This window comes from Pedobacter ginsengisoli (genome assembly GCF_030244015.1).
Lineage (GTDB): Bacteria > Bacteroidota > Bacteroidia > Sphingobacteriales > Sphingobacteriaceae > Pedobacter > Pedobacter ginsengisoli.
Genome location: NZ_JASSYX010000001.1, coordinates 330,146 through 353,516, shown reverse-complemented (window position 1 = coordinate 353,516; position 23,371 = coordinate 330,146). Strand labels below are relative to the sequence as shown.

Sequence of the window (23,371 nt, the reverse complement as noted above, 5' to 3'; positions counted from 1 at the left end):
TTTTAGGCTTAGTGTTTTTTTAACAATATGGTAACTTTAAAATAGCGAGCAAAATACAAATAAAGTCCATTTAAAGACAATTCAGGGCACAAAACTAAAACTGAAACCAAAAGATATAAATTAAATTTATGAAAAAAAAATCTACCAAAGTGTTAGGATTATTTACTTTTATCCCCAAAAATTCAAATTAAGATGATAGTTATTGCAGATGGTGGTTCAACCAAAACCAATTGGTGTTTAATTAATGAGGCAGGTAGAAAAATCCTTTTCAATACAGAGGGTTACAACCCGTATTTTTCAAGTACAGAATATATTGTTGAATCCTTAAGAAATTCTTTGCCTGATCATTTAGAAGCGGACAAACTTACAGAGGTAAATTATTACGGAGCAGGTTGTTCTACAGATGCCAAAAGAAAAATTGTTGCTGATGCAATGAAACAGATCTTCGTAAATGCGGAGATCAATATTGGCCACGATCTTTTGGCTTCATGCAGGGCCCTTCTTGGAGATGAGGCTGGTTTTGCAGCTATTTTAGGGACGGGAACCAATTCTTGTCTTTATGATGGAAAAGACATTACACTGAATATCGATTCACTGGGCTATTTTCTGGGTGATGAGGGAAGTGGCTGCTTCATTGGCAAAAGAATTCTTTCTGATTATATGAAAGGCTATATGCCCAAAGGACTAAGAGAAAGTTTCTACGATAACTTCGCTCTGACCAATGAAGATATTTTTGATAACATTTACAATAAACCGTTACCAAATCGCTTTTGTGCAAGCTTTAGTAAGTTTTTATATGACTTCAAAGACAATTATGAAGACTATACTTATGCTACAGTTGACTACGCGTTCTCCGCATTCTTTGAAAACCTGGTGATCCACTACCCTAACTATAAAGATTATACATTAAACTGTGTTGGCTCAGTAGGATACAGCTTCCGGGATATTTTGAGTGTAGTGGCAGACCGTTACGAAATGGGAATTGGAAAAATTATCCGCTCACCTATAGACGATCTGGTGGACTATCATTTGAATGTAGCTGCTAAATAAGCAACGGATCACTCTTTTTATAACAACCCCCCAAATGCGAATGCCTTTGGGGGGTTTTCTTTTAAAATAGTTTTCATTATTGATCAATAACGCAGGTGTTAAAAAGAGATCTCTTTTCCAAAAAGCTTGGCGTATTTCCTCTTGTCAAATTTATACAGTGTAGCTGCTCTGAAGGAGACTCCCTGTTGCTTCTCATCGAGGTCTCTCAGGACACCAAAACTCAGCATTTTCTTTCTGAAGTTCCTCTTGTCGAGTTTTTTATTGAGGATGACCTCATACACATTCTGCAGCTGGGTTAGTGTAAACTTCTCGGGTAGAAGTTCAAAAGCAATAGGCTGATGTTTGATCCTCCTTTTGATTTTCTCCAGGCCTTTTTCAAAGATCTTCTGATGGTCAAATGCAAGCTTGGGAAGATCTTTTACATTTCGCCAGTAGGCCTGTTTAGCATAAGTACTTAGCGGCTTGACAGATTTCTCTCCGCCCAGCCTGAGCAATGCATAGTAGGCAATACTTACCACCCTGCCCTGAGGATGCCGGTTTACATCTCCGAAAGTATAATACTGCTCCATGTATATGTTTGTAAGGCCTGTAAGCTCATTCAATATCCTTGATGCGGACTGGTCTAAACTTTCATCTTCACCTACAATATTGCCGGGCAGTGCCCACCAGTCTTTAAAAGGCTCTTCATTACGTTCTATTAAAAGAATTTTTAATTCTCCTTCATCGAATCCGAACACCACACAATCAATCGAGAAAGTGGAATCAAACTTTGGTAAAACTTCTTTCAAAATATTAAATTTTTAAATATTAAAGCAAATAAATATACTTGTTTCCTAATTACATAGAAAATTACAAAATAAATTACTTAGTGTAAAATATACACGCTATATTCGTATAAATAAATCATGAAACCAAATATCAAAAATATTGCTGTATTAACCTCTGGAGGAGATGCCCCGGGAATGAACGCCTGCATAAGAGCAGTAGTAAGAACCGGGATATACAATGGTATAAATATGTTTGGAGTTTTGCAAGGATATCAGGGATTAATTAATAACAACATTATTCCGATGGATGCAAGATCCGTAAGTAACATAATCCATCAGGGTGGTACAATACTGAAAACAGCCCGCTGTTTAGAATTTAAAACAGACGAAGGCCAGGATATCGCTTTTGAGAATTTAAAAGCAAGGGATATAGACGGTCTTGTCGTCATAGGTGGTGACGGAACATTCACCGGCGCGCAACGCTTCGCCAAAAGGCACGGTGTAAGGGTGATGGGTATACCCGGAACCATAGACAATGACCTTTATGGCTCAGATTTTACCCTGGGTTATGATACTGCGATCAATACAGTTATCGAGGCCATAGATAAGATCAGGGATACAGCCGATTCTCATGACAGGCTCTTCTTCATAGAGGTAATGGGCAGGGATTCGGGATGTATAGCTTTGAGAAGCGCGATTGCGAGCGGTGCTGAAGCTGTACTGTTACCTGAAAAACAAACCAGTCTGGATGAACTGATCCAGCAGCTTGAAGCAGGCGCTACCACCAAAAAATCTTCAAGTATCGTAATTGTCTCTGAGGGTCATAAAGCTGGCGGTGCTTACGACATTGCAAAAAAAGTTAAGGACCGTTTTGATCATTATGACACAAAAGTAACTATCTTAGGCCACCTTCAGCGCGGGGGCAGTCCAAGCAGCTTTGACAGGATCCTGGCAAGCAGGCTTGGTTTCGCGGCAGTAAATGAATTGCTGAAGGGAAATACGATGGAAATGGTCGGTTTACGGGGAAATGACATCAGGACTACGAGTATAGAGGAGGCACTGAACAAGCATAGCTTTAAACTGGAAAGTGATTTATTAGAAATGACTAAAGTTTTGTCCATATAAAATGATAGCGGTAGTATACAGCGGATCGAAGACAGCTTTCTGGAAAATAGCCAGGGATGGTAAGACCATTGCCGAGTGCAGTATGCCCGGCATTAACCCCTGCTTTAATGACCAGAAGTCCATCCTTCAGTTCCTCAACAAAAAAGCTACCCTGATCAATCACGCTGAAAGCATTAAAAAGATCTATGTCTTTGCCGCGGGCGCATCTTCTGCAGAAAGACGGAACGAACTGGCCGAAACTTTGGGTATATTCTTTAAATACAGCAAGATCTCTGTAAAAGATGACCTGTACGGTGCGGCCATATCCGCATGCTATAACAATACAGGCATTGTGGGTATTTTGGGAAGCGGCGCAAACTGTGCTTACTTTGACGGCAAGATCGCTGAAAAGAACAATTTCGGACTCGGTTTTATCCTTGGTGACGAAGGCTCTGCCAATTACCTGGGTAAAATTCTTTTGAAAAATTTTATGCAGACGAAGCTGCCTGCAGATCTTCAGCAAAAATTTGAGTCCAAATATAACCTGGACAGACCGCAGATACTGGAAAGGGTTTACAGAAAACCTTTGGCCCAGCAATTTCTGAGTTCATTTTTTGACTTTTTTCTGGAAAACCGTGACCATAAATTTATACTGGAACTGATTACCTCGGCGTTTGAAAGTTATTTCAAAACTTATATGCTTCCAACAGTTAAACTGCATCCGGGAAAAGAGATCCATTTTGTAGGCATCGTAGCGGGAAGCTTCCAGGATCAGCTGCGGGAGACTGCCAGAAGGCACGGTCTTGAAATTACATCAATTACTAAAGAACCGATTTATAATTTACTAAACTACTATTCGAATTAATAAAAATTAAAATGAGCAAAATTGGAATAAACGGCTTTGGCCGCATCGGCAGACTGGTTTTTAGAGCTGCTTTAAAAAGAGGATTAGATGTTGTAGCAATCAATGATCTTGTAGAGCCGGATTACATGGCTTATATGTTAAGATATGACTCTACACATGGTAAGTTTGACGGCACCATTGCTGTAGAAAACGGACATCTTGTGGTAAACGGTAAAACTATCCGTATCACTGCTGAAAGAGATCCTGCAAATTTGAAATGGAATGAAGTTGGTGTTGAAACCGTTATTGAGTCAACTGGTTTGTTCTTAACTCAGGCAGATGCTGAGAAACACATCGCAGCAGGTGCTAAAAGGGTAGTTCTTTCTGCTCCGGCCAAAGATGATGCTATCCCAACTTACGTAATGGGTGTAAATCATGATCAGCTGACTGCAGATCAAACTGTAGTTTCCAATGCATCATGTACAACCAACTGTCTGGCACCAATTGCTAAAGTATTGCATGACAACTGGGGCATTGCTGAAGGTTTAATGAGTACTGTTCACGCTGTGACAGCAACTCAAAAAACTGTTGACGGCCCGTCTGCTAAAGACTGGAGAGGTGGACGTGGTGGTTTCTCTAACATCATTCCTTCTGCAACAGGTGCTGCTAAAGCAGTAACTAAAGTAATTCCTGCTTTAAAAGGAAAATTAACAGGTATGGCTTTCCGTGTACCGGTAGCTGACGTTTCAGTAGTTGATTTAACTGTACGTTTAGAAAAACCTGCTACTTACCAGCAAATTAAAGACGCTATGAAAGCTGCTTCTGAAGGAGCTTTGAAAGGTGTTCTTGGATATACAGAAGATGAAGTTGTTTCTTCTGACTTTATCGGAGATGATCACGCATCTATTTTTGATGCAAATGCGGGTATCGCATTGAATGATAACTTCGTAAAAGTTGTTTCATGGTATGACAACGAATGGGGCTATTCTTCAGCATTGGCCAAATTCGTAGAGTACTACTCGAATTTAAAATAAAACCCGTTTCATACAGGTTTATATTTGGTTAGATAAGGGATGACGTGGATGCGTTTCATCCCTTTCTTTATTGCCGGCTGTTGCGCCCTACCGGCAAACAGCGGTATCAGATCTTAGTGAAGAAATTTAAAAATTCCTGTTTCTTTGTGCGGCTCAGGTTAATGGATGCATTATTGGTCATGATCACCTCTCCGCCTTCACCGCGGATATAATGTTTAATAAATTCGAGGTTGATGATAAAGGACTTATGGGCCCGGAAGAAAGAATGGTCGTTTAATGCTTCTTCAAAAGAACACAATGTTTTACTGACCAGATGGACCTGACCATCGTTCATCACTATATTGGTATAACAACTGGTCGCTTCCAGGTATAGTATATCTTTGATCTTAACAAAGTGAAGACCCTTGCTGCTGGAAAGTGCAAGCGTATCCATCACACCAGACTGGGTAAACTGTTTGGCCATTTGAAACTGCTTTTTTGAAGCCGTAGTTTCCCTGCGGGTAAATCTGTCAATTGCATCTCTTAACTCTTCACGGTCTATAGGCTTCAGCAGATAATCCAGCGCATTCAGCCTCAATGCTGCTATAGCATACTGGTCATAGGCCGTCGTAAAGATTGTTTGAAAATTAAATTCATCAAACTGGCTCAACACATCGAAACCGCTTAATACCGGCATTTCAATATCCATAAAAACGATATCCGGCTGATGATCTTCAATGATCCGTTTGGCGTCAGTGCTTTTCTGGCATGTTGCAACCACTTCAACCATTTCACAATACTGACTGATCAAATGCTGAAGTGTTACGAGACCGTGTTTTTCATCGTCAATGATGACTGCTTTGATTAAACTCATAGGGCGAGATTTAGATGTACAAGTATGGTATCAAATCAGCTAAATTTAATTTAATATTTCCTATAATATCAAAATTATTTAGTGAATGGTGGGTTTGAGCCATTGAACGGCAGACACTGGCCCTCAATTCTTTATGTCCAGGTTTAAATAAATATGGACAGCCGTACCGGCGGGCTTATGGTGTTTGTCATACAAATCTTCGATTGCAATACTGCTTTCACTGCTCAGCAGCCTCAGGCGGCTCGAGGTAATGTCTACGCCGTAAGATTTGTGCTTAAACTGGCTGACCATAAACAGGGCGGCAGCTTTTCTGCCTATCCCGTTATCTTTAATAATGATATGAAGCGTATTTTCATCTTCAAGAGAAATGAGGATTTCCAGCAGCCCCTTCCCTTCCTTATTTCTAAGTCCATGCCAGATTGCATTCTCCGCAAATGGCTGCAAGATCAGCGGGGGGACCTTCAATGTTTCCTGCGAAATATTTTTATTCACTTTAATGTAATAATCAAAAATATGCTCCAGTCGTGTAGCTTCCAGGCTTAAATACAGTTTTAACGTCTGCAGCTCCTTATGAAGCGGAATACTGGTGTGTTTGGAATTGTCCAGAATATCCCGCATGAGTCTGGAAAAAGTGGTCAGGTATTCACTCGCAGCATCTGTTTTGTGTTCTATAATGAAACTATTTATTGAGTTGAGCGTATTGAACATAAAATGCGGGTTCATTTGTGAACGCAATGCCTGCATCTCTGCTTCTTTTAACTTTCTCTTATATTGTTCTTCCACCTTATGCTGATGGAGTAAATAACGATATACATAAATAATCACCAATACAATTGCAACGAAGATCAGGAGCGTAAACCATTGTGTTTTATAAAAGGGAGCTGGCAGATACAGGGATACCTTTAAATCTTTGGACTGCCAGTTTTCCAGGTTATCCCCTGCCTCGATCCTGATGTTATAATTTCCCGGTGCCAGATGTCTTAGTGACAGTTCAGGTTTGTTTCCCAAATAGTTCCACTCTTTCTCTTCAGAAAATCTGTACCTGTAAATGATCTTTCGCTTGTCTATATAAGTTAATGAAGAGAACAATAGCTCCAGTTCCGTTTCGCCTTCCTTAAGCCTGATGTCAGTATTGCTCGTATTGATGACTTTCCCGTTGATCTTTACGGCGCACAGCTCCAGCTTGTTTACCAGTTGCGACCTGACTATCATATTTACATCTACAATTGACAGTCCGTTTTCAAATCCAAGTGCAAGATTTCCATTGTTTAACTTTCTGAATCCATGGACCAGATCATCAGCCGGCAATCCATCTATCTGCGAGATTCTGATCACTTTATCAGTATTGTTATTGTAAACGTGCAATCCTTCTTCAGTTGCAAACCAGATTTTCCTGTTGTTGTCTTCTTCTATTCCTTCGACCCTGTCATTGGCTACTTCATATTTTTTTGTATTCAGCTGCTTTTTTACTATGCCGTCCGGGTTCAGCAGATTCCAGCCCCCGTAGGCAGAAACCAAAATGTCGCCGTTACGTGTTTTAGTGATCCGGTTATAATAATCACCTACAAACAAGGATTGGTCTGCGTTTGCCTTCAGTTTACTTATTTCATTAAAGTAACGCTTTGAACGGTCATAGATTGCAATTCCAAAGCTTTTTGGAGTCCACCCGGCGAGCCATACTTTTCCATCATCATTGCAAAAAATATCATTCCAGACATTGTCCTCCCAAAATCCTTTATTATTAACGACCATCTCAGGTTTCAGAATTAAACCAGGCCATGAATATACTTTTGCCGCCTGTCCGGATGACAGTACCCAGAGATTGCTGTCCAGATCAACAATGCATTTTTTAACGGACTGATTATCAGCATCTCCTACCAGGGAAAGCTTGCTGATCTTGTTGTCTTTTAATATATAAACGCCCCTGTTTGTTGAGATCAATATGTCGGCACCTGCCGCATGCAGGCTTTCGGTTCGCACACCCTGATCTCCGATTGCGAGTTTTTGCCAGCCGGCAGATTTATTATAGATCCAGACCAGATTATTGTTGATGCAGCAGTAAATATTTTCGTTTGAATGCTCCACAATATCTGTGATCATGTTTCCCGGCTTTCTGTCTTTGGCAGGGAGCATTAAATTGCGTACCGATGAATAGGGATAAAATAGTTTGATCAGTCCTTTATTCGTGGCGACCCAGGTAATATTTGTCTGGTGATTGACGATCACTTTATTGATGGACTGTTCCTTTGTCTGATAAAAGAGCGTGGTATGTTTACTGCCGTCATTCCTCAGGTAGATATTCCCGCTGGAATACAACAAAAGGCCTGACTGTCCGCCTAAGTTCATCTTTTCAAAACCTATTACCATTTCATTGCCCGGCAATGGCGGTAAGGTCTCTGTCTCCGAATTAGAGATATTGTATTTTAAAATCCGCCCCTGCTTTGTTCCAAGAAGCACCTCATCTTTATTAAGCAGGGCAACGGCCGAAAAATTATAGTCCAGTCCCGCATCCTGATGCTTGCTAAGCCTGTTGGTTTTCACAGACCAGGTAAATATGCCTTTTTGTGTGAAGATCAGGATTTTCCCTTTTACCGGCTCCATAAAAGCAGTATAGCGACCGCCGCCGTCTGTATTTTTATCAATTACAAAGGTTTTATTTCTACCTCCCTTAGTTGTAAAATACTTCACATTATTCATATCACTGCACCATATCCGCCCACCAGAGTCTACAAAGATATTGTCATAATGATCGTTATTAGGATCAGCATCATGGTACTTGTTGGCCGCGATAACTTTGGGAACACTATAGAAATTTCTGAGCATACACAGACCGTTGTATACATCATGGTAATAAATGGCTTCATCTTTAATGGCCAGACTGCTGATATTGGCCGAAGCATTGGCATGGTCTAAAAACCTGTAACCATCATATTGAGACAAGCCACGCCTTGTAGCCAGGATCAGGTATCCTCTGTCATTAAGGGCCAGCTCCTTTACAAAATCCGATGGCAGGCCATCACTGAACCTGATGATTTCATCCTTTAGCTGAGCATTTGTCTCTGTAGCAAGCAGATGAAGACAGACAACCAAACTCAGCAAATATTTAATCATGATCTGTTTATTTTGAAACCGGAGGTTTCACTTCGGTAGTATCTTTAGCTAATGTAGGCACAATATAACCACCAAAATCCAGATTCACTTTAGGGAACATTTTTTTTAACCGCCCCACATCATTTTTATTCACAGCCGATTGATACAGGTAAAGGCTATTCAGCCGCTCAAGATCCTTAAGCTGTTCAACGCCGGCAACGGTTACTTTTGTCGCAACAAGATTAACATATTGCAAATGTTTCAACTCTTTCAGGGATGCCATCCCCTGATCGGCTACCGCATTATTGCTCAGGTTGATGCGGACCACAGCATTTAAGCCTGACAGCATTTTCAGCCCTTTGTCATCAAGCCCGGCACCAGAAATGTTCAGCCATACCAGTTGCTTTTTTAATCCGCTCAGAAGTTTCAAAATTTCAGGTGTCGCCTTTGCAGTAACAAAACTGGCAGACAGGTAATTGCTGTTACCTTTTACAGGGATCACCACCACACCGGCTTGTTTCAATTGTGCGATCAGGGCTGCATCGGCTTTTGTTACTTCTTCAGCAGGGACATCGCCCGGCGCTTCGGCGGTTTTGGCCCCACCGGTCTGAAAGCTCAGCAATACTGGCTTTATCTTCTCTGATTGCTTCAGTTCCGCTACTTTTTTATTAAAATCTGCCCCTTCCGTTATCCACCAGGTCAACAGTTGTATTTCCTCCTGTGTAAGCTGTGGTTTTTCTTTAGGTGGCATGTGGTCCTCGTTGGACGAAGGCAGCAGCAGTCTTTTGATCAGCTCGCTTTCTTCAGCACTGCCCGGCAGTATCGCTTTACCGTCCTCTCCTCCTTTTAAAATAAACTCCCTGGTGTCAAGGCGGAGTTTTCCTTTCTGTTTATCTGCTCCGTGGCAGCTGTAGCAGCGGTTTTTCAGCAGCGGCTGGATCATGTGCGTATAAGCAACGGCCTGCTGTACATTTGGTACAGGCGGAACAGCGGCTTTTCCCTTCCCCTCATCATTTAATGCCGATGTGATGTAATCTGAACCATGGGTCAGCGAACCGCCGTAGTGCCCTGTCAGCGTGATCAGAACAATTAAAACCACTGCGGTCAAATTGAGTAAAGCTTCTCTTACTTTTTTTCGGTACATGAGGTATACCCCCAGTGAAATAATGGACACACTAATGCCCAGCCACTGGTGTAACCCAACCATATCACCATCGTAATCTCCACTTTGGGACAACAGATAGCCGGTTATTGAAGAAAAAACAGCACCAAGCCCGCCCAGAAGATAAACAAAAGGTACTGAGGCCCGCAATGCTGCGTACCTGCTATTTATGGTCAGGAGTTGAAAAAGGCAGGCCAGTAACAAAATGCCAATAGGCAGATGCACCAAGACAGGATGGAACCGGCCGATAAGATCGGGTATTGATAACAATGTCATTCCTTACAGTTGATAGCGCTTACGCAGCAGGTTCATCATATAAACATTTATTGCCCACTGGTCTGCTACCGGCTGACGTGTATAAGGCAGAGTTTGCAGGTAGTCCGGCGGACCAAATTCTGTCAGAATGGTGATGCGCTCGCCTTTCATTTTTTTCCGCTCAATTATTTTATCCCACCAGGCAAGGTGTGCTTTTACAGCAGGCTCCCATTCGGGAGCCCGTGGGTCATTGACCTGGGCGCCTTGCTGATGGCCTATTCTGGAGTGGATATGACCAACCCTTTCCAGCGCAAGATCAACCGTTTCCTGTTGATCAGTCAGCAGGCTTTCATGGACCACACACCAGTGAGAGATATCCAGTGTGAGCCGCAAAGCGGGATTCTTCTCTAGGAACTGTCTTGCTACTGCCGCCGAATAAAGCATCCGCCCGCGATGGGTCTCATGATAAACGGGGATGCCTGTTTCCAGGCTTTTCTTTGTCGTATAGTCTATAAAAAGTTTATTCTCCTCGTAGCTAAAGTAGTCTTTACCTGAATGGCAGTTGATGTAAAGCGGTTTCTGAAAGGCATTGCCAGTGGCGGCGTCCAGGTTTTTCTTAAAAGCAACCAGGTGTGCTGTTGCATCAGTTTGGCTGCCCGCGCAGAGGAAACCCACCTGCAGGCCATACTTCTTTAAAGCGGCAAACAAATTCTCCTGTGCTTTGGCATTATCAGGCCACCAGACCTCGATACCTTCATATCCCTCTTTTTTTGCCGCAGCACAAAAGTCGTCTTGTGTACCTTTAAAGCCCCAGTCGGTCGCCATGAATAACAATTCATAACCCGCTTTTGCGCTTACCGGTTTAATTTCACGTGCGGCCATTTCGCCTAAAGGTGCCAATAGCCCGGCCGCAGTTGCGCCGGCTGTAGTTTTTAAAAAATGTCTTCTGTTTTGGTGCATTTATAATTGCAGTAAAATTCCCCGGGTTCAAATTAATTAGGCGACAATATCATGGATCACTTTCCCTGCCACATCAGTGAGCCGGAATGGCCTGCCCTGGAAAGGATAAGTAAATTGTTCATGATCAAAACCAAGCTGGTTTAATATCGTGGCCTGAATATCAAAAGCATCAACTTTACCGCTGATACCTGAATAGCCGATCTCATCGGTCTCACCGTGCGTATATCCTTTTTTGATACCGCCTCCGGCCATCCAGATGGTAAAGGCGTCGGTATGGTGATCCCTTCCGTTATAAGGATTTTGCACACCATTCCTGTTTTCCATCATCGGGGTTCGGCCAAATTCACCGCCCCAGACGACCAATGTCTCCTCCAGTAAACCGCGCTGTTTGAGATCCAGCAATAAAGCAGTTATCGGTTTATCAATACTCCTGCATTTATTTTTCAGGCCGATATTCAGGGAATTGTTCGGCCCGTCACCATGGGCATCCCATCCCCAGTCAAATAGCTGCACGTACCGCACTCCTTTTTCGACCAGTTTACGGGCAAGCAAAACGTTGTTGGCAAAGCAAGCTTTGCCAGGTTGCGTTCCATACATTTCATGGATATACTGAGGTTCATCATTGATATTCATGACCTCCGGCGCAGAGATCTGCATGCGGTAGGCCATTTCATATTGTGCGACACGCGACAAGATCTCAGGATCGTTATAGTTGGCATATTCCTGTTCATTGGAAGCATTGATGGCATCGATAGAGGCTTTACGCAGGTCACGGCTCATGCCGTTCGGGTCTTTGATGAACAAGACAGGATCTCCTTCACTTCTGCATTGTACGCCCTGGTACACAGAGGGCAGAAATCCGCTTCCCCAAATGCTCTTGCCTGCATCCGGAAAACTGCCGCCGCTGGTCAGCACCACAAATCCCGGCAGGTTCTGGTTTTCAGTACCCAGGCCATAAGTTGCCCAGCTGCCCATGCTCGGCCGTCCCAGACGAGGGCTGCCCGTATGGATCAGCAATTGCGCCGGTGCATGGTTAAACTGGTCCGTTGATACGGCCTTCAGAAAACTTACATCATCGACCATAGTCGAAAAGTGCGGCAAATTTTCACTGACCCAGGCCCTGCTCTGTCCATGTTGTGCAAAACTGGCCTGTGGCCCAAGCATTTTAGGCACACCGGTAATGAAGGCAAATTTCTTCCCGGCAAGCAAGGACTGCGGACAATCCTGCCCGTCCATTTTCATCAGTTCAGGTTTGTAATCAAACAGCTCCAGTTGAGAGGGTGCGCCAGCCATATGCAGGTAAATCACACTTTTAGCCTTTCCTAAAAAAGGAGGTGACTTTGGCAATAGCGGGTGGGCAGGATCATAAAGTACCGGGTTACTGCTTTTGGAACCGAAATTACAGCCGCCAAGCAATGAACCCATTGCCAGTGCGCCGAGTCCCATGGCGCTCTCTTTTAAAAAATGCCTGCGTGTAAATGACCTCAATTGCGTTTCCTGAGCTTCTTTTATCAACCGGTGTGCATTTAATTCGTCTCTGGTCATCTCAATTTAGTTTTTCGTGATTACTTCATCCAGGTTCATCATGGCATTGGCCACGACCACCATTGCAGCGGCCCCGGCATCCTTTACACCATCTCCCGGTAGGATTTCAGTGATTTTGGCCGGATTGGCCTTATAGTCTTTCAATGCCGTCAGGTACAGTTTGTTCAGGATCTTCAGTTTTGGTCCGGCAATAGGCTTATACATCATCAGTTCGTAACCCTTGGCGATCTGCGCGTCCACCTGTTTACCTCCTTCTTTTTGCATCCGCCTGGCAAAATGCCGGGCCATGTCGATATAAGCTTCGTCATTTAGGGTGACCAGTGCCTGCAGCGGGGTATTCGTCCGGATTCGCCTGGCACTGCAAACTACCCGCTGCGCACCATCAAAAGCAACCATAGAAGGATAAGGAGCAGTCCTTTTCCAATACGTATAAACAGCCCTGCGGTATTGGTCTTCGCCGGCAGAAGTATTCCATCTGGCACCGTTGTACGGAGAATTCCAGATTCCCTCAGGCTGCCAGGGCATTACACCCGCACCATACATTTTCGCACTGAGCATACCGCATACAGAAAGATGCTGGTCACGCAGTTGCTCGGCGCTTAGCCTGATCCTTGGTGCCCGCGCATAGAACTTATTAAACAGGTCTTTCTTTTTCATTTCCTCCGAAACTTTGGAATCCTGCCGGTAGGTCGCACTCATGACCATCTCCTTGACCAGTCTTTTGAGGCTCCATTTATAATCATTCATCAATTGCCATGACAGATGGTCGAGCAATTGCTGGTGTGTAGGGTTCATGCCCTGTGTACCCATATCTTCGAGGGTCTCTACTATCCCTGTTCCAAAAAGCTGCTCCCAAAGACGGTTCACTATGGTTCTTGACAAAAGCGGATTGCGTTTATCAGTGAGCCACATGGCCAGGCCTACGCGGTTTTTAGGTGCACCTGCGGGCATGGCATATGCCAGTGACTTAGGCACCCCTGCTCCCACCTCTGCGCCAGGGGTTGTCCATGCGCCGCGCTTAAATACAAACGTTTTCCGGGACCTGTTTGCCGGATTTTCTACCATGACCGGCAATGCTTGCGGGTTGCTGTTCAGCAAAGTCCAGAACCGTTCCTTGTTTTCCTCATAACCGGTTTTTCCGGTTCCGGGAAACTGTGTTCCAAACCTGAACCAGTCAAAATAAACCACTACCTCATCTTTGTTTGCTGCAGTTGGATTCTGGTACCTCAGGTATACATCGTGAATACCTTGCTGCACTTTCAGCCCGACCGGCAGATTCCGGTATCCAGGTCCCTCCGGGACTTTCCAGCTGGCCAGCAAAGGTCCGTCAGGCCTGTCCATGTGCAATTGCATGGTCCCTCCGGCTTTGCCGCTAGCGTACCTGTAAATCAGCTGATTCACGTTATTGAGATCGACCCCGGAAATCCTTGCGACCGCATTGTTCTTGAAAAATAAGGCAATATTGTTATTTCCAATGACGGCGTTCTTCAGGCTATCAGCAGTGGTCGAATTGATAACAGGCTGTCCGGTCTTCAGGAATTTATAGATCTCTTTGGATTGCTGCAGGGAAACATTTTCCTTCAGCCAGGTGGTCAGGGAGTCGAGTTTCTTAGCAGAAGCCTCATCGTACTGCCTCAGCAAAGGGTATTCCGACTGAATATCTTCATCCCTGGTATTGTTGAAATAAGCCATGAACTTATAGAATTCATCATGCTTAAATGGGTCATAGGGATGGCTATGACACTGTACACAGGCAAATGTAGTACTCAGCAATCCCTCCCATGTCGTATTTACCCGGTCCAGCACTGCGGCCACCCTAAATTCTTCGTTATTTGTTCCGCCTTCATCATTGCTCATCGCATTGCGGTGGAAGGCGGTCGCAATGTATTGCTCATCTGTAGCATCAGGCAAAAAATCTCCTGCTATCTGTTCAGTAATGAAACGGTTGTAAGGCATATCCGCGTTAAATGCCCTGATCACCCAGTCCCTGTACTGCCATATGTTTCTGCCACCATCAGATTCATACCCTTTCGTATCTGCGTAACGTGCAATGTCCAGCCACATCGACGCCCATTTTTCCCCAAAACGCGGAGAGGCCAGCAAAGAATCCACCAAAACCTCATAAGCTTTGTCATTGTCTTTGGCAGTCAGGTATTGTTTTGATAATTTTTCCGGTGCTGTCATCCCAATCAGGTCCAGGCTCGCCCTTCGCAACAAGGTGGCCTTATCTGCCATCTCTGAAGGTTTAAGGTCATTTTCCTCCAGTTTCTCAAAGATAAACCTGTCTATGTTATTTTTAGCCCAGCCATCACCGTCGTTTGGCACCCCGACTTCCTTAACTGGAAGATAAGCCCAGTGATCGCCCCATTTGGCACCCTGTTTTATCCAGCGTTTAAAAATATCGATTTCCCCGCTGCTCAGCGCATCGTGCTTATACGGCATGCGCTCTTCCGGATCTTTGCTTTCCAGTCTTTTGATAAATTCACTCCCATCGGGGTCGCCAGGAATGATTGCAGGCTTGCCGCTTTTGGTAGCCGCAAGCGCTTCTTCATGAAAAAGCAGACTAAACCCTGCCTGTTTCTTGACACCACCATGGCAGGAAATACATTTCTTATTGATGATCGGTTTGACCTCAGTATTAAAGTCTACAGCTTTATCATAGGACATCAGCAGCGAGCACAGGATGACCACAAAAAAAAGGACGAGCAAAACAATTAGCTTCTTGTTGCGAAAGAATTTCATAAGGACATTACTATATCTGGCTTCAATGTGTTGATGTAACTTACTAAATTTTTTATATAAAAACCTAAGGATCAGCTTAAAATTTTTAACATCAACCACTCAAAATAGCAAAAAAGCCCCTTTAAGAGACAAAGCAAACCTTTGCGTAATTTTTAATCACAAAACCGGCTGCATTCAAAGAAACCAGAAAAGCCAGATTAGAAAATCACAATCTGATTCTTTGGATCCGGACCGCATTCAGAATGGCGAGCAACGCAACGCCCACGTCAGCGATGACGGCTTCCCAAAGAGTTGCCACCCCTCCGGCACCCAAAACCAGTACAATAACTTTTATGGTCATCGCAAGGATGATGTTCTGCCATACCACATTCCTGGTGATCTTACCAATCCTGATGGCCGTTACAATTTTTGAAGGCTGATCATTTTGGATCACAATATCGGCAGTTTCAATAGTGGCATCGCTACCCAGCCCGCCCATGGCAATTCCCGCGTCGGCCAATGCCACGACCGGAGCGTCATTTACACCGTCTCCGACAAAAGCCAGGCGTCTTCCTTCCTGCTTCAGTGCCTCTACCTTTGCCACCTTATCTTCCGGAAGAAGGTCGCCAAATGCCTTATCCATGCCCAGCAGCCCGGCTATGTTATCTACTACACTTTGCTTATCACCGCTCAGCATCACCGTTTGAATATTCAGCGCATGCAGATCAGTGATTGCCTGTTTCGCATCGGCTTTGAGCTCATCTGCGATGCTGATGTATCCCGCATACCTGTTGTCCACAACCAGCGCTACTATGGTACCAGCGTCGCTGTCAAGATCCGGATCATAACCGATGTTAAATTTCTTCAGCAGCCTGGTATTGCCAGCCAGAACCATTCTGTCATCCACCATTCCCTTCAGACCATGCCCCGCTATTTCTTCCACATCAGCGGCATTCATGAGTTTTAAATCCGCTGCATAGCGGACTATGGCCAGCGCAACCGGATGTGTAGATTTACTTTCCAAAGTGGCTGCGAGCGTCAGGAGCTCTCTTTCATCAAAGTTATACCCCACCACTTTCTGAACGTTAAATACCCCTTTGGTCAGCGTGCCTGTTTTGTCCATCACCACCATGTCGACTTTGGTCATCACATCAAGGAAATTAGCACCTTTAAACAGGATACCGTTTTTGGATGCCAGCCCAATCCCGCCAAAATAGCCCAGGGGAATCGATACCACCAGGGCACAGGGGCAACTGATCACCAAAAATACCAGCCCCCTGTACAGCCAGTCACTGAATACATAGTCAGTGACCAACAGATAAGGCAGGCCCACAACCAATACCGCCAGCAGAAAAACAATTGGTGTATAAACTTTCGCAAAGCGTGAAATGAACAGCTGCGTCCGGGATTTTCTGGTTGTAGCATCCTGTACCATTTCCAGGATCCTGCTCAGCTTGCTGTCTTTGAACAAAGCCTTCACCCGAATCTCGGCAAGCTGGTTCAGGTTGATCATGCCGGCGAGAACGGTTTCACCCTTTGTCTTATTATCCGGCCTGCTTTCACCCGTTAAAGCCGCCGTATTGAACATGGCCTTATCCGAGATCAGCTCACCGTCCAGCCCCACTTTCTCACCGGGTTTGACCTGGATCACGTCTCCTATTTGTACCTGTGAAGGATTGACATTGGTGATCTGCCCGCCTCTCAGTACGTTGACACTGTCCGGTCTGATGTCCAGCAGCGCTTTTATACTTCTCTTTGCATTGCTCACCGCCGCATCCTGAAACCATTCCCCTATCGAATAAAAAACCATAACCGCTACTGCCTCGCTGTAAGCGCCTATTGCAAAAGCGCCCAGCGTGGCAACGCTCATCAGAAAAAATTCATTGAAGAAATCAAGGCGCAGGGCTTTTCTGAATGCAAGTCCCAGCACGTTGTATCCCGACAGCAAATAAGCAGGTATATAAATGCCCAGCTGCAATAAGGTACTGAAACAAAAATGGAACGCATATTCGAGCAGCATCATGACCATAATGATGACGAGCGCAGTCAGTAAGGGCCAATGGCCCAGCCAGTTCTGTGGCCCTGCGGCTACATGACTGTGCCCATCATCCTCATGAACATGCTCCTTCTGCCCAGGCGCATTGTGACCATCGGAACAGCAATGCTGATGTCGATTTTCTGGTTTCATATTACAATTTCAGCAATATATTTATATTAATGGCCATGTCCTTCCCCTTCCTCGCTGTTTTTTGCTTTACTCAGTAAATCATAGGCCCCGTTTACCACTACCTTTTTATTTTCCCTGTCAAAATTTTCCGGCAGTTCAACAGCAACAAACCCAAGTTCGGCAACACCTGTGCCCACTTTCAGCATCTCAAAATGCAATTGCCCCTCTTGTACAAAAATGTATTTCTGCCCTTCAAACTCGACGATTGCTTTCTCGGGAAGTGCCGCCACCAGCTTGCTGCCACCCTCGACCAAGGCCTGAAGGTACATTCCCGGCAGCAGCTGTCCGTCTTCCTGGTCAAGATGGCAATGGACCTGAACCGTCCGTTCATTACTGATCTCCCGTCCTACCAGATAAATAGTGGCCATGCGCTCCCTGGTTTCATTGGCCAGGGTAAACCTTACCTTCTGACCAATCTTAAGTTTAGGAACATCCCTTTCATACACCGTAAGCTCGGCATGCAAATGATCTGTATTGGCTATTTTAAACAGTACATCAGAAGGGTTTGCGTAAGCTCCGATATTGGTATTGACCTGGGTCACATATCCCGATATCGGTGAATAAAGTGTAAGGGTACTTTGCAGTTTCCCCTTTTCCAGCGCCGCCATGTCAATGTTCATCAATCCAAGCCTGGACCGTAAACCTGCTACCCTGGCTTGCATACTAACGTACTCACTTTTGGCCCGCTGCAGAGTTTTTTTAGCATTTACAAGATCTGCAGCCAATTCCTGCTGACGCTCATACTCCAGCCGCAAAAATTCGAGCTGGCTTTTGTAATCCAGGTAATCCTGCTGTACCTGGATGTAATCAGGATGCTGGAGTACGACCACGGGCTGTCCTTTTTTAACTTTCATGCCCTGCAGCATTTCCGTACTTTTCACGGTCCCTTCAAAAGGTGCAGAAATAGACACCAGGCTTTGCGGGGGAAGATCCAGTACACCGTTTACCTTCACGGTGCCGCTCAGGGATTTCATTTGCACCATACCCAGTTCTATATTAGCCACCTGAAATTGCTTTTCGGTCAGTTCTACACCATCATCATGCTGTTCATGCGCCTCTTCCTTCTTTTCTTCCTCAGTCACTTTCTTTTGTGTATCCTGACCGCAGGAGACCAATACGGTTCCCAAACAAATGAGGCTTATTACTTTATATATTGATTTCATCTATTTATTGTTAATAAGAGTTATTTTCACCATTCAGGTATTCCAGCATATAGACACTTTGGTTATTTTGCAGTATAGCCATCAGGTAATTTTCTTCAATAGCGCCGGCCTGTTTCATGCTTAGCAAAAAATCATGGTAACTCATCTCCCCTTTATCATAAGCGATCCTGCTGGTTTTCAATATCAATACCGCGTTTGGCAGGGCAGAAGATTTATAATAAGCTATGCTGGCCTTATTCTTAAGGTATTCCTGCAGCCATTGCTGGTACTCGCCCTGAAATTTTTGCTGCTGGGCCTCTAAATTACCTGCCGCGATCTGCTTGCTGACTGCCGCCGCCTTGATTTTAGCGGTATGGTTTCCAAAGAACAAAGGCAGTGAAAGACCGACGTTAAAGCCCTGAAACCGTTTGGAACGGTCAAAAAATACCGGTTGTCCGTTTACCTCCTGAGTTCCCGTCAGAGACTGGTTAAAATAACCGATGGTAATGTCAGGCAGCGCTTTCCCCGCTTCCAGCTTGCGCTGTTTTTCAGAAATTTCAATTTGTTGTCTGGCCAGTGCCAGTGAAGGGTTGTGCTGCAGGGCACTGGTCAGGTCCGCAGGAGTCAATATCTCCTCTTTCAGTTCCTGATCTGCAATAATGACTTCCTCCTTCAACCCGAGTAATGCAGACAGTTTAGCGGAATAGATCTTAATATTGGACGCATTCAATGTAAGCTGGTTGGTCAGTTCATTTTGCTGCGTTGCCGCAGAGGTCTGCTCGAGCATAGTTCCTTCCCCGGTCTTATACCGCAAGGCGGCAACCTTGAGAAAGCCCTTACTGATGCTGTCCTGCTTCAGCAGTAACTGCCTCAGCTGATACAGATACTGGAGGTTCAGATAAGATTGTCTGATCTGATAGATCAATTCATTTTTAGTGACGTCAGATTTCAGTTCACCACCTTTAACCTGTGCATTGCCGAGGGCAGCATAGGCACCAAATACAGAGGGAAAAGGAATGGTCTGTGAAACTGTGAAGTTGTTGTCATTCTTTATCACGCTGTTGTATTGCCCGTACAACAGCCCCAATTCTGTTTTTGAAACTTCCACCGCAGCCCGTTTCTGTTGTTTCAGCATGCTGATCTCCAGTTCGGAAACCGCAATACCCGGATTATTCTTTAATCCCAGTTCGACGGCCGTCTTCAGAGAAAGCGGTTTTGCCTGCGCCCCGGCGCTGCCAGACCAGATCATTGAAGTAAAAATCAAGAGCAGGACTGTTGGTTTAGATGCAGGCTTGAGCTTTTCAGACCAGATGTAAAGCACAGGAAGTACAAGTAAAGTCAGCAATGTTGCAGTAAGCAGGCCACCGATAACCACCGTAGCCAATGGCTTTTGCACTTCTGCCCCGCTTCCTCCGGACAGCGCCATGGGCAAAAATCCAAGGGAGGCAACTAAAGCAGTCATGATCACAGGTCTCAGCCGAACAGCTGTTCCTTTTTTAACAATAGCAGTCATATCTGTTAATCCTTCTTTTTTTAATTTATTGAATTCAGCAATCAGTACAATTCCATTGAGAACGGCTACGCCAAATAAGGCAATAAAACCGACTCCGGCAGAAATGCTAAACGGCATTCCCCTTAGCCAAAGTGCAATGATGCCGCCGACGGCGGAAAGCGGAATCGCTGTAAAAATGAGTAAAGCCTGTTTTACCGAAGAAAACGTGAGGTACAACAGGAAAAAGATCAGCAATAAAGCCACAGGCACAGCAATACTAAGCCGCAGATTGGCAGCCTGCAGGTTTTCAAAAGTGCCGCCATAAGTCGGGTAATACCCCGGTTCAAATTTGATCTGCTGGTCGATGGCCTGCCTGGCTTCCTTTACAATCCCCTCCACATCACGGCCGCGCACATTAAAACCAACAATGATCCGGCGCTTGGCGTCGTCACGCTGGATCTGGTTAGGCCCCTCTTTAAACGCCACATCGGCCAGCTGTTCCAGCGGGATCTGCTGACCAGAAGGCGTAGACACATATACCTTTTTGATGTCTTCAAGCGATTCCCTTTCACCTTGCTCGAGCCTCACCACCAGATCAAACCGCTTTTCCCCTTCAAATACCAAACCCGCCACCTCACCAGCAAAACCAGTGCGGATTGCCGTGTTGATGTCTTCGATATTGAGGCCAAACTGGGCAATCTTATCGCGGTTAAACCTGACCACCACCTGCGGCAAACCGGAAACCTGTTCAACATATACATCTTCAGCCCCGGAAATTTTGCGTGCGATGGCTCCAATCCGTGCAGCATATCCGCTCAGTTTGCCCAGATCCTCACCATAGATCTTGATCACCACATCCTGCCTTGCTCCCGTCATCAGCTCATTAAAACGCATCTGTATCGGCTGCTGAAAACCATAGGTCACACCGGGGACAGATTGTTCCAGCTTCTCCTGCATTTTACCAGCCAGTTCTTCACGGTCCCGGGCACTGGTCCAGTCCTGTTTATCTTTCAGGATGATGATGAGGTCACAAGCTTCAACAGACATAGGATCTGTAGGAATTTCAGCGGAGCCGATCTTACCGACCACCTCCAGCACTTCCGGGAAATTTTCCTTTAGTACTTTAGCTGAACGGGAGGCCGCTTCAATGGTCTGGGATAAGCTGCTTCCCGTAAGCACCCTGGTTTCGACAGCAAAATCGCCTTCCTCCAGTGTAGGAATAAATTCAGCGCCCATCCGGTTAAAGATCAGCAGGCAGGTGATGAAAAGGCCGACAGCAAGAGCGACCACAAAGCCTTTAGCCCTTAGTGCAAACCGGAGTGCCGGATCGTACAATCGCTGAAAAAAACCGATGATCCGCTCGGATACCGTCACTTTCTGTATATTCTTCCTGCTCAGGAACAATGCACTCATCATGGGCACATAAGTAAGCGAGAGGATAAATGCACCGATAATCGCAAATGTCACCGTCTGTGCCATGGGTCTGAACATCTTACCTTCTATACCAACCAACGCCAGGATCGGCAGATAAACGATCAGAATGATCAGTTCGCCAAAAGCGGCGCTGTTCCTGATGGCCGATGAAGCCTGATAGACCTCCGTATCCATTTCCTGCTGTGATAAAACATTCCTGTTTTTTCTCAGGCCCAAATGGTGCAGTGTGGCCTCTACAATAATTACCGCCCCGTCCACAATGAGGCCAAAATCAATTGCACCCAAGCTCATCAGATTGCCGCTTACCCCAAATACATTCATCAGGCAAACGGCAAACAGCATGGCAAGCGGAATTACCGACGCCACAATAAGGCCAGCCCTTAAATTGCCCAGCAGCAGGACCAGAACAAAGATGACGATCAGCGCGCCCTCCGCCAGATTTCTCGTTACGGTACTGATGGCATTGTCTACCAGTTTAGTCCTGTCCAGGAAAGCCTCAATGACCACGCCTTCAGGCAATGTCTTTTCAATCTGGGCCATCCGTTCCTTCACTTTGGCAATGACCTCGGAGGAATTGGCCCCCTTAAGCATCAGCACAATCGCCCCCACAACTTCACCCTCATTATTTCTGGTCATGGCTCCGTACCTGGTAGCAGCGCCGATCCTTACCTCAGCAACATTACGGATCAATACCGGAGTGCTGTTCTGATTGGTCCGTACGACAATATTCTCAATGTCCTTTACATCCCTGATCAAACCATCAGTCCGGATAAAGTAGGCGTTGGGCTTCTTGTCAATATAGGCACCTCCGGTGTTTTGGTTGTTCTTTTTTAGCGCATTGAATACATCCGCGATGCTGATGCTCATGCTCTTCAGCCGGTCAGGGTTCAAAGCAATTTCATATTGCTTCAGCAAACCTCCAAAACTGCTCACATCGGCAACGCCGGCAACACCAAGCAACTGTCTGCGCACGATCCAGTCCTGGATGGTCCGCAAATCAGTAGCGTTATATTTTTTTTCATACCCCTTTTTGGTATGGATCACATACTGGTAAATCTCTCCCAGGCCAGTGGTAAGCGGAGCCATTTCAGGCGTACCCATACCATCAGGGAGCGCTTTGCTTGCTTCAGTAAGCCGTTCAGCAACCTGCTGCCTCGCCCAGTAGATCTTCACATCCTCTTTGAATACCACCGTTACAACCGATAAGCCGAAGCGGCTGAAAGACCTCACCTCAACAATATCCGGAATGGTAGCCATGGTCTGCTCCACCGGAAAGGTCACGAACCGTTCAATATCCTCAGCACTGTTGCTCGGAGAAACCGTAATGATCTGAACCTGGTTATTGGTAATATCGGGAACCGCATCTATTGGCAGCTGCTGAACAGAATAGGCACCCCAAATGATCAGCGCCAGCACCATAATACCAATAATGAGTTTATTCTTTATGGAAAACCCAATGATTTTATCTAACATATTATGTGTTACAAATGAAATAATACCGTTGATACACTCCGTCTAATATCGTTGATGCACTCTGTCTGATACCGTTGGCACACGCCGTCTGATACCCTTTGATACACTCTGTCTGATACCGTTGATATACTCCGTCATTGCGAGGTACGAAGCAATCCCAACTTAATGAGATTGCTTCGTACCTCGCAATGACGGTTAAAAATGTCTCTCAATGACGG

General features: G+C 45.2%; 14 protein-coding genes. 4 read left to right on the top strand and 10 right to left on the bottom strand.

Going from position 1 to position 23,371, the window contains the following annotated elements; translation table 11 throughout:
- Positions 1 to 192 precede the first annotated feature (192 nt).
- The gene (locus QEP08_RS01430) at positions 193 to 1,050 is read left to right on the top strand and encodes an N-acetylglucosamine kinase (RefSeq protein WP_285054911.1); all 858 of its coding nucleotides are present in this window, start codon (positions 193 to 195) and stop codon (positions 1,048 to 1,050) included.
- A 98-nt stretch (positions 1,051 to 1,148) separates the two neighbouring features.
- On the opposite strand, the gene QEP08_RS01425 is transcribed toward QEP08_RS01430, so the two are convergent.
- A complete protein-coding gene (locus QEP08_RS01425; protein ID WP_285054910.1) occupies positions 1,149 to 1,838 on the bottom strand; it encodes an NUDIX hydrolase in 690 nt (229 codons plus the stop codon).
- Positions 1,839 to 1,955: 117 nt separating this feature from the next.
- Between QEP08_RS01425 and pfkA the strand changes: the two genes are divergently transcribed.
- The 3 genes from pfkA to gap are packed head-to-tail and all read left to right on the top strand — an operon-like array spanning position 1,956 to position 4,799.
- Complete coding sequence (gene pfkA, locus QEP08_RS01420; protein WP_285054908.1) at positions 1,956 to 2,942, top strand: 6-phosphofructokinase; 987 nt, start codon at positions 1,956 to 1,958, stop codon at positions 2,940 to 2,942.
- Between the two features lies 1 nt (position 2,943).
- Positions 2,944 to 3,786: a hypothetical protein gene (locus QEP08_RS01415; RefSeq protein WP_285054904.1), complete on the top strand. Its 843-nt coding sequence runs from the start codon at positions 2,944 to 2,946 to the stop codon at positions 3,784 to 3,786.
- Positions 3,787 to 3,797: 11 nt separating this feature from the next.
- Positions 3,798 to 4,799 (top strand): type I glyceraldehyde-3-phosphate dehydrogenase, encoded by a 1,002-nt coding sequence (gene gap, locus QEP08_RS01410; RefSeq protein ID WP_285054902.1) that lies wholly within the window; start codon positions 3,798 to 3,800, stop codon positions 4,797 to 4,799.
- A gap of 106 nt (positions 4,800 to 4,905) precedes the next feature.
- On the opposite strand, the gene QEP08_RS01405 is transcribed toward gap, so the two are convergent.
- The 9 genes from QEP08_RS01405 to QEP08_RS01365 form a co-directional block, all read right to left on the bottom strand.
- Complete coding sequence (locus tag QEP08_RS01405) at positions 4,906 to 5,652, bottom strand: LytR/AlgR family response regulator transcription factor (RefSeq protein WP_285054900.1); 747 nt, start codon at positions 5,650 to 5,652, stop codon at positions 4,906 to 4,908.
- Between the two features lie 123 nt (positions 5,653 to 5,775).
- Positions 5,776 to 8,763, bottom strand: coding sequence for a sensor histidine kinase (locus QEP08_RS01400; RefSeq protein WP_285054899.1), 2,988 nt, complete (start codon positions 8,761 to 8,763; stop codon positions 5,776 to 5,778).
- A 7-nt stretch (positions 8,764 to 8,770) separates the two neighbouring features.
- Positions 8,771 to 10,180 carry a c-type cytochrome domain-containing protein gene (locus tag QEP08_RS01395; RefSeq protein WP_285054898.1) on the bottom strand — a complete coding sequence of 470 codons (1,410 nt, stop codon included), beginning with the start codon at positions 10,178 to 10,180 and terminating at the stop codon, positions 8,771 to 8,773.
- 3 nt (positions 10,181 to 10,183) lie between these two features.
- A complete protein-coding gene (locus tag QEP08_RS01390) occupies positions 10,184 to 11,119 on the bottom strand; it encodes a sugar phosphate isomerase/epimerase family protein (protein ID WP_285054896.1) in 936 nt (311 codons plus the stop codon).
- A gap of 36 nt (positions 11,120 to 11,155) precedes the next feature.
- On the bottom strand, positions 11,156 to 12,664 hold the full coding sequence (locus QEP08_RS01385) for a DUF1501 domain-containing protein (RefSeq protein ID WP_285054893.1): 1,509 nt from the start codon (positions 12,662 to 12,664) through the stop codon (positions 11,156 to 11,158).
- Between the two features lie 6 nt (positions 12,665 to 12,670).
- Positions 12,671 to 15,406 carry a DUF1553 domain-containing protein gene (locus QEP08_RS01380; RefSeq protein WP_285054891.1) on the bottom strand — a complete coding sequence of 912 codons (2,736 nt, stop codon included), beginning with the start codon at positions 15,404 to 15,406 and terminating at the stop codon, positions 12,671 to 12,673.
- A gap of 205 nt (positions 15,407 to 15,611) precedes the next feature.
- Positions 15,612 to 17,573 (bottom strand): heavy metal translocating P-type ATPase, encoded by a 1,962-nt coding sequence (locus QEP08_RS01375; protein ID WP_285054890.1) that lies wholly within the window; start codon positions 17,571 to 17,573, stop codon positions 15,612 to 15,614.
- A 26-nt stretch (positions 17,574 to 17,599) separates the two neighbouring features.
- Positions 17,600 to 18,775 carry an efflux RND transporter periplasmic adaptor subunit gene (locus tag QEP08_RS01370; protein ID WP_285054888.1) on the bottom strand — a complete coding sequence of 392 codons (1,176 nt, stop codon included), beginning with the start codon at positions 18,773 to 18,775 and terminating at the stop codon, positions 17,600 to 17,602.
- A gap of 10 nt (positions 18,776 to 18,785) precedes the next feature.
- Positions 18,786 to 23,153 (bottom strand): CusA/CzcA family heavy metal efflux RND transporter, encoded by a 4,368-nt coding sequence (locus QEP08_RS01365; RefSeq protein ID WP_285054886.1) that lies wholly within the window; start codon positions 23,151 to 23,153, stop codon positions 18,786 to 18,788.
- Between the last annotated feature and the right edge of the window lie 218 nt (positions 23,154 to 23,371).